The organism is Burkholderia sp. COPS (assembly GCF_019425585.1).
GTDB classification, from domain to species: Bacteria; Pseudomonadota; Gammaproteobacteria; order Burkholderiales; family Burkholderiaceae; genus Burkholderia; species Burkholderia cepacia.
In genome coordinates this window covers 64,226-75,093 of sequence record NZ_WIXR01000055.1, presented here as the reverse complement: position 1 = coordinate 75,093, position 10,868 = coordinate 64,226, and the positions used below count along the sequence as shown (strand labels likewise).

Sequence of the window (10,868 nt, the reverse complement as noted above, 5' to 3'; positions counted from 1 at the left end):
GGCTCGGCGGCTCGGCGGCTCAGTGGCTCAGTGGCTCAGCTGGCCCGGCAGGCTCGGCAGGCTCGGCAGGCTCGGCAGGCTCGGCAGGCCGGACGATATCGCCGACGCGATACACATCGCGTCCGGCAATCACACCACGGCGCGCAAGCCGCTCACTGCGGCGCCAGACCGTCCGCCTCACTATCTGCCCATGCGATCGGTGCGGACACGACCGGCCGATGCGACACGCCCTCGTGCGATAGCCGGCTTTCGAACAACGTCAGCGCTTCGACACGCACCGCGACCGCCCGCCCGGGCGCACCACCGTGCGCGGGCTGGCCGACCGCATCGCGCGGCAGCCGCGCGAGCGTCACGTGCGGCCGGAACGGCCGCCGGTCGGCCGGCACGCCGAGTTCGCCCAGCAGCGCAACCAGCCCGGCATTCAACGCCAGGCAGGCAGGATCGGCCGCGAGCTCCGCGACGATCAGCCTCGCGCGCGGCAGGCTCGGCCACCACGCGATCCGCTCGACCGGCAGCAACGGCAGCGCATGGGCGGCCGCGAGCGCGGGCAGATGCGCGGCCAGCGCCTCGCATCGGTCCCGTTCGATCGCGCCGATGAACGCGAGCGTCATGTGCAGTTGCGCGGGCTGCGTGCGCCGCGCCCCGCGGGTGACCGGCAACGCGTGCAGCGCGTCGCGCGAAGCCGCATCGGGCATCAGCGCGACGAACGCACGGAGCCGGTCGCCGTTCATGACTCGCTCACCGCGCCGCGTGGCGTGCGTGCCGTTTCAGCCGAAGCGGGACGCTGCGGCAGCGGGCCATGCTCGCCCCACACGTCGGCCGGCAGCACGCGCGCGAGCTCGGGGATCGTGTTGCGCGTGAACACCGGATCGGCGATACCCGCCGCGCGCTGGCGACGATAGTCGGCCCATGCGGCGTGCGCATGCTTTCCGAGCGCGAGGATCGCGATCAGGTTGATGATCGCCATCAATCCCATGCTCGTATCGGCCATCGCCCAGACGAGCGGCAGTTGCCCGACGCTGCCGAACATCACCATGCCGAGCACCGCGACACGGAACAGCGGCAGCACGCCGCGCCGCTTCGTGATGAATTCGACGTTGCCCTCCGCATACGCGTAGTTGCCGATCACCGACGAAAACGCGAGGAAGAAGATCGCGACCGCCATGTAGATGCCGCCCCAGTCGCCGACGTGGCTCGAGATTGCGCGCTGCGTGAGCGCCGCGCCTTCCATCCCCGTGCCGACTTCGTACTGGCCCGACAGCAGGATCACGAACGCGGTCGCGCTGCAGATCACGATCGTGTCGACGAACACGCCGAGCATCTGGATCAGCCCCTGCGTGACGGGGTGCCGCGTGCTCGCGGTCGCGGCCGCGTTCGGCGCGCTGCCCATCCCCGCTTCGTTCGAGAACAGCCCGCGCTTCACGCCGATCGCGATTGCCTGGCTGACCGCGTAGCCGGTCAGGCCGCCTGCCGCCTGCTCGAGACCGAACGCGCTCCTCACGATCAGCGCGATCACGTCCGGCACGAGCGCGATGTGCGTCGCGACCGCATAGACCGCGAGCGCGAGATAGCCGATCGCCATCAGCGGCACGATCACCTGCGCGACCGTCGCGATGCGGCGGATGCCGCCGAAGATGATCGGCGCGGACAGCAGCACGAGGCCGAGGCCGACCGTCTCGCGGCTCCAGCCGAACGACGTATGGAATGCGTCGGCGATCGCGTTCGCCTGCACCGCGTTGAACACGAAACCGAACGCGAGGATCAGCGACAGCGAGAACAGCACGCCGAAGCCGCGCGAGCGCAGGCCCGTCTGGATGTAGTACGCGGGGCCGCCGCGATAGCTGCCGTCCGGGTGCGACACCTTGAAGATCTGCGCGAGCGTCGCCTCGACGAACGCGGACGACATCCCGACCAGCGCCGTCATCCACATCCAGAAGATCGCGCCCGGCCCGCCGACCGTAAGCGCGACCGCGACGCCGGCGATGTTGCCGGTGCCGACGCGGCTCGCGAGCCCGGTCGCGAACGCCTGGAACGACGAGATGCTGCCCGGCTCGCCCTTGCTGCCGACCAGTTTCATGCTGAGGAACAGCGCCTTCAGCTGGATCATCCGGAACCGCAACGTGAACCACGCACCGGCGCCGAGCAGCAGCGCGATCAGCACGTAGTTCCACAACACGCCGTTGACGGCGTCGATCAGCCCATGCAGGAGTGCTTCCATCCGGTTTCCTTGTAAATAGGGTCAGTCATGAGCGTCGACCGCGAACGCGGCCCGAGGGGCGACATGATATGACAGTTTTCAAGGATTATTACAAAACGAAAGGATTTGGGATGACGAGAAATCGCGCCCGGATGTCATCAGGTTAGACGACGCTTCGCGAAAATGAGGCGTGACGGCACGGCAAGGCAGCCCGATCGGACGGCGCCGTCTCGCACGCGAAACCGGGGCACCCCGGCTGGCACCCGCCATAAAAAAACCGGGCGCCCTTTCGGACGCCCGGCTTCCGTCGAACCCGCTCGCGATATCCAGCTTATCGCGGCAGGTTCGAATGCCCCATCAGGTACGCATCGACCGAGCGCGCGCACTGGCGGCCTTCGCGGATCGCCCACACCACGAGCGACTGGCCGCGACGCATGTCGCCTGCGGCGAACACCTTGTCGACCGACGTGTAGTACGAGCGATCGCCTTCGGTCGCCGCCCGTGCGTTGCCACGCGCGTCCTTCGCGACGCCGAACGCTTCGAGCACCGGCGCCGCCGGCTGCGTGAAGCCCATCGCGAGCAGCACGAGATCGGCCTTCAGTTCGAACTCGGAGCCCGGCACTTCCTGCATCTTGCCGTCCTTCCACTCGACGCGCGCAGCGATCAGCTTCTCGACCTTGCCGTTCTTGCCTTCGAGACGCTTCGTCGCGACCGCCCAGTCGCGCTCGCAGCCTTCCTCGTGCGACGACGACGTGCGCAGCTTGATCGGCCAGTACGGCCACACGAGCGGCTTGTTCTCCTCTTCCGGCGGCTGCGGCAGCAGCTCGAACTGCGTGACCTGCTTCGCGCCGTGACGGTTCGACGTGCCGACGCAGTCCGAACCCGTATCGCCGCCGCCGATCACGATCACGTGCTTGCCCTTCGCGAGCAGCTGGTCGGCGAGCTTGTCGCCCGCGTTCACGCGGTTCTGCTGCGGCAGGAAGTCCATCGCGTAATGCACGCCGGCGAGCTCGCGGCCCGGCACCGGCAGGTCACGCGGCGTTTCCGAACCGCCCGCGATCACGACCGCGTCGAATTCTTCCTTCAGCGTGTCCGGAGAAATGGTTTCCTTCGCGAGACTGCCGATCGACTCGGGCAGCGGATCCTTGCCGATGAACACGCTGGTGCGGAACGTCACACCTTCCGCTTCCATCTGGCGCATGCGGCGGTCGATCAGCCACTTCTCGAGCTTGAAGTCGGGAATCCCGTAACGCAGCAGGCCGCCGACACGGTCGTTCTTCTCGAACACCGTCACGTCGTGGCCCGCGCGCGCGAGCTGCTGCGCGGCGGCGAGGCCCGCGGGGCCCGAACCGACGACCGCAACCTTCTTGCCCGTCTTGTGCTCGGCCGGCAGCGGCTTCACCCAGCCTTCCGCCCAGGCCTTGTCGATGATCGCGTGCTCGATCGACTTGATGCCGACCGGGTCGTTGTTGATGCCGAGCGTGCACGCCGCCTCGCACGGCGCCGGGCAGATGCGGCCCGTGAACTCCGGGAAGTTGTTGGTCGAGTGCAGGACTTCGATCGCCTGCTGCCAGTCCTGGCGGTAAACGAGATCGTTGAAATCCGGAATGATGTTGTTGACCGGGCAGCCGTTGTTGCAGAACGGGATGCCGCAATCCATGCAGCGCGCGCCCTGGACCTTCGCGTCCGCGTCGGTCAGTGCCGCGACGAATTCCTTGTAGTGCTTCACGCGCGTGAGCGGTGCTTCGTACGCCTCGTGGCGGCGTTCGAACTCCAGAAAACCGGTTGCCTTGCCCATAAGGTGCTCTTCTGTTCGGTGTATCGGGTGGGGGAGCCGCGCGCGGCCGTCAGGCGCGCGCGGCATTCGCTATGTCGTTCGTCGCTCAGGCGGCCAGTTCTTCCTTCGCCGCCTTCTTCGCACCGATCTCGCCCAGCGCGCGCTTGTATTCGTGCGGGAACACCTTCACGAACTGGCGGCGCGCCGCGTCCCAGTTTTCCAGCAGCGACTTCGCGCGCGGCGAACCCGTGAACTGGAAATGACGCTCGACGAGCCCCTTGAGCAGCGCTTCGTCCGTCGTGCCTTCGTGCCAGAGCGCGCGATCGACCGTGCGCTCCTGCTCGGCCTGCTGCAGCACCGGCTCGAGCGCGACCATCGACTTGTTGCACTTCGCCGCGAACGTGCCTTCCGGATCGTAGATGTACGCGAGACCGCCCGACATGCCGGCCGCGAAGTTGCGCCCGGTCTCGCCGAGCACGACGACCGTACCGCCCGTCATGTATTCGCAGCCGTGGTCGCCCGTGCCTTCGACGACCGCCGTCGCGCCCGAGTTGCGCACGCAGAATCGCTCGCCCGCGACGCCGCGGAAGAAGGCTTCGCCTTCGATCGCGCCGTACATCACCGTGTTGCCGCAGATGATGTTTTCCTCGGACTTGCCGCGGAAGTCGTTGGTCGGACGGATGATGATCCGGCCGCCCGACAGGCCCTTGCCGACGTAGTCGTTGCCGTCGCCGACGAGGTCGAGCGTCACGCCCTTCGCGAGGAACGCGCCGAAGCTCTGGCCGGCCGTGCCCTTCAGCTGGATATGCACCGCGTCGTCGGCCAGGCCTTCGTGGCCGTGCTTCTTCGCGATCACGCCCGACAGCATCGCGCCGACCGTGCGGTTCACGTTGCGCACCGGCTGGATGAACGACACGTGCTCGCCGTTCTCGATCGCCGCCTTCGCCTTCTCGATCAGCACGTGGTCGAGTGCGCGCTCGAGGCCGTGATCCTGCACGTCGACGTGACGCGGCGCGACGTCCTCGCACTCTTCCGGCTGGTAAAACACGCGCGAGAAGTCGAGGCCCTTCGCCTTCCAGTGCTCGATGCCCTTGCGGGTGTCGAGCAGGTCGGCGCGGCCGATCAGGTCGTCGAACTTCGCGACGCCGAGCTGCGCCATGATCTCGCGCACTTCCTCGGCGACGAAGAAGAAGTAGTTCACGACGTGCTCGGGCTGGCCCTTGAACTTCGCACGCAGCACCGGATCCTGCGTCGCGACGCCGACCGGGCACGTGTTCAGGTGACACTTGCGCATCATGATGCAGCCCTCGACGACGAGCGGTGCCGTCGCGAAGCCGAATTCGTCCGCGCCGAGCAGCGCGCCGATCACGACGTCGCGGCCCGTCTTCATCTGGCCGTCGGCCTGCACGCGGATCCGGCCGCGCAGGCGGTTCAGCACCAGCGTCTGCTGCGTTTCGGCGAGGCCGAGTTCCCACGGCGTGCCCGCGTGCTTGACCGACGACAGCGGCGACGCACCCGTGCCGCCGTCATGGCCGGCGATCACGACGTGATCGGCCTTCGCCTTCGCGACACCAGCCGCGACCGTGCCCACGCCCACTTCCGACACGAGCTTCACCGAGATGCTCGAGCTCGGGTTCACGTTCTTCAGGTCGTGGATCAGCTGCGCCAGATCCTCGATCGAGTAGATGTCGTGGTGCGGCGGCGGCGAGATCAGGCCGACACCCGGCACCGAGTAACGCAGCTTGCCGATGTACTCGGACACCTTGTGGCCCGGCAGCTGGCCACCTTCGCCCGGCTTCGCGCCCTGCGCCATCTTGATCTGGATCTGGTCGGCCGATGCCAGGTACTCGGCGGTGACGCCGAAGCGGCCCGACGCGACCTGCTTGATCTTCGAGCGCAGCGAATCGCCGTCCTTCAGCGGAATGTCGCTGACGATCTCGTCGCCGATCACCGACTTCAGCGTCTCGCCCGACTTGATCGGAATGCCGCGCAGCTCGTTGCGGTAACGCTTCTCGTCCTCGCCGCCTTCGCCGGTGTTCGACTTGCCGCCGATCCGGTTCATCGCGATCGCGAGCGTCGCGTGCGCTTCGGTGCTAATCGAACCGAGCGACATCGCGCCCGTCGCAAAGCGCTTGACGATGTCCTTCGCCGGCTCGACGTCGTCGATCGGGATCGCCTTGGTCGGCTCGACCTTGAACTCGAACAAACCGCGGAACGTCATGTGACGCTTGGTCTGGTCGTTGATCAGGTGCGCGTATTCCTTGTACGTCTGGTACGAGTTGCTGCGCGTCGCGTGCTGGAGCTTCGCGATCGAATCCGGCGTCCACATGTGGTCTTCGCCGCGCACGCGGTATGCATACTCGCCGCCCGCGTCGAGCATGTCGCGCAGGACCGGGTTGTCGCCGAATGCGTCGCGGTGCAGGCGAATCGCTTCTTCCGCGACTTCGAACAGGCCGATGCCGCCGACCTTCGACGCCGTGCCCTTGAAGTACTTCTCGACGAGGTCGCTCGACAGGCCGAGCGCTTCGAAGATCTGCGCGCCCGTGTACGACATGTACGTCGAGATGCCCATCTTCGACATCACCTTCTGCAGGCCCTTGCCGACCGCCTTCGTGAAGTTGTAGACGGCCTTCTCCGGCGACAGGTCGCCCGGCAGGCCTTCGGCCATCTTCGCGAGCGTTTCCATCGCGAGGTACGGGTGCACGGCTTCCGCGCCGTAGCCCGCGAGCAGCGCGAAGTGGTGCGTCTCACGTGCCGAGCCCGTCTCGACGACGAGGCCCGTGCTCGTGCGCAGCCCTTGCTGGACGAGGTGCGTGTGGATCGCCGACGTGGCGAGCAGCGCCGGGATCGCGACATGCTCGGCGTCCGTCTTGCGGTCGGACACGATCAGCATGTTGTAGCCCGACTTCACCGCGTCGACGGCTTCCGCGCACAGCGACGCGAGACGCGCCTCGATGCCTTCCTTGCCCCAGGCGACCGGATAGCAGATGTTCAGTTCGTATGCGCTGAACTTGCCGCCCGTGTACTGGTCGATCGCGCGGATCTTCGCGATGTCCTTGAAGTCGAGCACCGGCTGCGACACTTCGAGACGCATCGGCGGGTTGATGTTGTTCGTGTCGAGCAGGTTCGGCTTCGGGCCGATGAACGACACGAGCGACATGACCATGTTCTCGCGGATCGGGTCGATCGGCGGGTTCGTGACCTGCGCGAACAGCTGCTTGAAGTAGTGATAGAGCGTCTTGTTCTTGTTCGACATCACCGCGAGCGGCGAGTCGTTGCCCATCGAACCGACGGCCTCTTCGCCCTGCTGCGCCATCGGCGCCATCAGGAACTTCAGGTCTTCCTGCGTATAGCCGAATGCCTGCTGGCGGTCGAGCAGCGCGGCGCCCTGCGTACGGCCGGCCGCGACTTCCTCGGCCTTCGGCTCGATCTCGTCGAGCTTGATGCGCACCGCGTCGATCCAGCTCTTGTACGGCTTCGCGTTCGCGAGGTTGTCCTTCAACTCCTTGTCGTCGATGATGCGGCCGTGTTCCATGTCGATCAGGAACATCTTGCCCGGCTGCAGGCGCCACTTCTTGACGATCTTCGATTCGGGGATTGGCAGCGTGCCGGCTTCCGACGCCATGATGACGAGGTCGTCGTCGGTGACGATGTAGCGCGCCGGACGCAGGCCGTTACGGTCGAGCGTCGCGCCGATCTGGCGGCCGTCGGTGAACGCGATCGCGGCCGGGCCGTCCCACGGCTCCATCATCGCGGCGTGGTATTCGTAGAACGCGCGGCGGTTCTCGTCCATCAGCGTGTGTTGTTCCCACGCTTCCGGGATCATCATCATCACCGCGTGCACGAGCGGGTAGCCGGCCATCACCAGCAGTTCGAGACAGTTGTCGAACGACGCCGTATCGGACTGGCCCGGGTAGATCAGCGGCCACAGCTTCGGAAGATCGTCGGCGAGCACGTGCGATGCGATCGCGCCGGTACGCGCGTTCAGCCAGTTCACGTTGCCCTTCACGGTGTTGATCTCGCCGTTGTGCGCGATCATCCGGTACGGGTGAGCCAGTTCCCATGCCGGGAACGTGTTGGTCGAGAAGCGCTGGTGCACGAGCGCGAGCGCCGACACGACGCGCGTGTCCTGCAGGTCGCGGTAGTACACGCCGACCTGGCCCGCGAGCAGCAGCCCCTTGTAGACGATCGTGCGCGCCGACATCGACGGCACGAAGTATTCCTTGCCGTGCTTGAGCTTCAGCGCCTGGATGCGGTGGCTGGCCGTCTTGCGGATCACGTACAGCTTCCGCTCGAGCGCGTCCGTCACCATGATGTCCTTGCCGCGGCCGATGAAGATCTGGCGGATCAGCGGTTCGCTCGCCTTCACGGTCGGCGAAATCGGCATCGCATGGTCGACCGGCACGTCGCGCCAGCCGAGCACGACCTGGCCTTCGGCCTTCACCGTGCGCTCCAGCTCCTGCTCGCACGCGAGACGCGATGCGTTTTCCTTCGGCAGGAAGATCATGCCGACCCCATATTCGCCGGCCGGCGGCAGGTTCACGCCCTGCTTCGCCATTTCCTCGCGATAGAACGCGTCCGGAATCTGGATCAGGATGCCCGCGCCGTCGCCCATCAGCGGATCGGCACCGACCGCGCCACGGTGATCGAGGTTCTCGAGGATCTTCAGACCCTGCTGAATGATCTCGTGGCTCTTCTTGCCCTTGATGTGAGCGACGAAGCCGACGCCGCAGGCGTCGTGTTCGTTTTGCGGGTCATACAGACCTTGTGCGGCGGGCACCGCGGCGAGCGGCTGCTGGTGGTCGTTCATGGGGACACCGTCGTAAAGGGGGCCTGGAGGCCGTTGAACCATTTTCTTGTTGCCGTCGATCCCGCTCCCGACGGGAGACGGCGCGGCCGACAGTGGGTGGGCATGCTTCGCCCGGGCCACCGGAATTCGGAATATACGCGACGAATCAAGGGAATAGCAACAAAAACCGCTTGATCGAGCCCCAATTAAACGGATGCTTCGATCTGGTGCCATTTTATTGGGGCCGTATCGTTTTGGTGCAAAAAGAAGCGGCGCCCGCAGCGCCGCTTCTGGCCCGCCTTTCCCGCGTTACTGCTGGATCGGCGGCGTGTTCTCGCGCACCTTTCTGGGGCGTCCGCGCGGCAGCGGCGATACGCGGCGGTTTGCCGTGCGCGCCGCCCACTCGCGATAGTTTTCGCCGCCGAGCACCCAGCCTTTCAGCGTCGCCTGCTGCAACTGGTCGGCCTGCCGCTCGTCGAGCGGCTGCTCGCACAGCTCCTTGTACGCGCGCTGGCGGTCGAACGGCGTATTGCCGAGCGCCCAGTAGAGCGGATGGTCGGTGATCAGGCTGTCGACGGTGAGCCCGACGTGATGCCGGTAGCTCGACCAGCGATAGGCCTCCGGCGTCGCGACCAGCTGCGCGCGCACCGGGCTCATCTCGACGACGCGGCTCGCGAGCAGGAAATAGCGCTCGCCTTCGATCACGGTCGCGCGATAGCGGCCTTCCCACAGGGTGCCGCGCCGCGAATAGCGCCGGTTGAAATGCGCGACGTAGCGGCGGCCAACAGCCTGCATCGCTTTCGGCAGGCTCGCCTCGTCGCTCGGCGTGACGAGCAGTTGCACCTGGCGCGGCAGCAGCACGTAGGCGTGCACCGACAGGTGATGATCGCGCGCGGCGGCCTTCAGGCAATCGATGAAGAGTTCGTAGTCCTGGTCGTCGACGAACGCGGGTTGCTGATCCAGGCCGCGCAGTATCACGTGCTGCGGCTGGTCGGGAACGTAGAGTCGTGCTAACCGTGCCATGCTGAATGTCCGTTTGAACGCGTTAGGAAATACCCGAGGGTCCGGAAGTGCGCACTTGCACAGAATGCCCGTCCTGTCGGTGCGCGGATGCGTACGGTCGTACTAATCCTAGGGTGAAAACTCTAACTTACGAGCTTGTTTGGTTTTAAACGCAGTCGTCATAATGAGCACGCCTTAGATCGGAGGAGACACAATGAAACGAAAACTGGCCATTACGGGGGCTGCAGCGCTCGCATTTACGTTTGCGGGCGGTACGGCACATGCACAATCCGCAGGTGATTTCTACGTCAGCACCGGCTGGCTGCACCTTGCGCCGCAGGACAGCAGCGACCCGCTGTTCCTGTACGGCGTAGGCGGCACGCCGATCAACCAGTCGGTTCCCAACACCGGCGCCGGCATCAGCGACGCCGACACGCTCGCACTGGCAACCGGTTACTTCGTGACCGACCACATCGCTACCGAGTTCATCGCCGGCATCCCGCCGAAGTTCGACATCACCGGCAAGGGCCAGTTCTCGCGTTTCGGTACGCTCGGCCGTGCGTACCAGTGGAGCCCCGCGCTCCTCCTGAAGTACTACTTCAACGACGCCAACGCGAAGTTCCGTCCGTATGTCGGCATCGGCGCTTCGTATATCTGGTTCACCGGCGCAAAGATCACGAACAGCGCGTTCGAGAACGGCGTGCTCGGCGGCCCGACCAGCGCGCAGACCAGCAACCAGTGGGCACCCGTCTTCAACGCCGGCTTCACGTACAACTTCACGAAACACTGGTTCGCCGGCTTCTCGATGTCGTACATCCCGGTGAGCGTGACCGCGACCTTCACGACGGCCAAGCGGACCCAGGTCGGCACGCTGACCGAAACGTCGAAGGCTCACATCTCGCTGAACCCGATCGTCACGTACCTGAACGTCGGCTACCGCTTCTAAGCGTAGTCGAATATTTGGGGAATGGTTAATCCTGCTGCAATTTGTAGCGGATTTTTCCTGACGTAACGTCTCCACGATGTAAAACGCCCCGGCGGAAATCCCGCCGGGGCGTCGTTTTTTTGTCTCAGGGTCTTCCCGTACGCGCCATCGCGCGGCG

At 65.7% G+C, this 10,868-nt stretch carries 6 protein-coding genes; 1 reads left to right on the top strand and 5 read right to left on the bottom strand.

Going from position 1 to position 10,868, the window contains the following annotated elements; genetic code table 11:
* Positions 1-152 precede the first annotated feature (152 nt).
* The 5 genes from thpR to FOZ70_RS33055 all read right to left on the bottom strand — a co-directional run bounded on the left by thpR (position 153) and on the right by FOZ70_RS33055 (position 9,786).
* The gene (thpR, locus tag FOZ70_RS33075; protein ID WP_048025756.1) at positions 153-731 is read right to left on the bottom strand and encodes an RNA 2',3'-cyclic phosphodiesterase; all 579 of its coding nucleotides are present in this window, start codon (positions 729-731) and stop codon (positions 153-155) included.
* A complete protein-coding gene (locus FOZ70_RS33070) occupies positions 728-2,218 on the bottom strand; it encodes an alanine/glycine:cation symporter family protein (RefSeq protein WP_021162702.1) in 1,491 nt (496 codons plus the stop codon). The genes thpR and FOZ70_RS33070 overlap by 4 nt, the downstream gene beginning before the upstream one ends.
* Positions 2,219-2,528: 310 nt before the next feature.
* Entirely contained in the window at positions 2,529-3,995 is a 1,467-nt protein-coding gene (locus FOZ70_RS33065; RefSeq protein ID WP_021162703.1) for a glutamate synthase subunit beta, read from the bottom strand.
* Positions 3,996-4,080: 85 nt separating this feature from the next.
* Positions 4,081-8,784 (bottom strand): glutamate synthase-related protein, encoded by a 4,704-nt coding sequence (locus tag FOZ70_RS33060; RefSeq protein ID WP_048025750.1) that lies wholly within the window; start codon positions 8,782-8,784, stop codon positions 4,081-4,083.
* Positions 8,785-9,072: 288 nt separating this feature from the next.
* The gene (locus tag FOZ70_RS33055) at positions 9,073-9,786 is read right to left on the bottom strand and encodes a transposase (protein WP_006477151.1); all 714 of its coding nucleotides are present in this window, start codon (positions 9,784-9,786) and stop codon (positions 9,073-9,075) included.
* Positions 9,787-9,979: 193 nt separating this feature from the next.
* Here FOZ70_RS33055 and FOZ70_RS33050 point away from each other — a divergent pair, with 193 nt between their 5' ends.
* On the top strand, positions 9,980-10,711 hold the full coding sequence (locus FOZ70_RS33050) for an OmpW family outer membrane protein (RefSeq protein WP_021162706.1): 732 nt from the start codon (positions 9,980-9,982) through the stop codon (positions 10,709-10,711).
* Positions 10,712-10,868 lie beyond the last annotated feature (157 nt).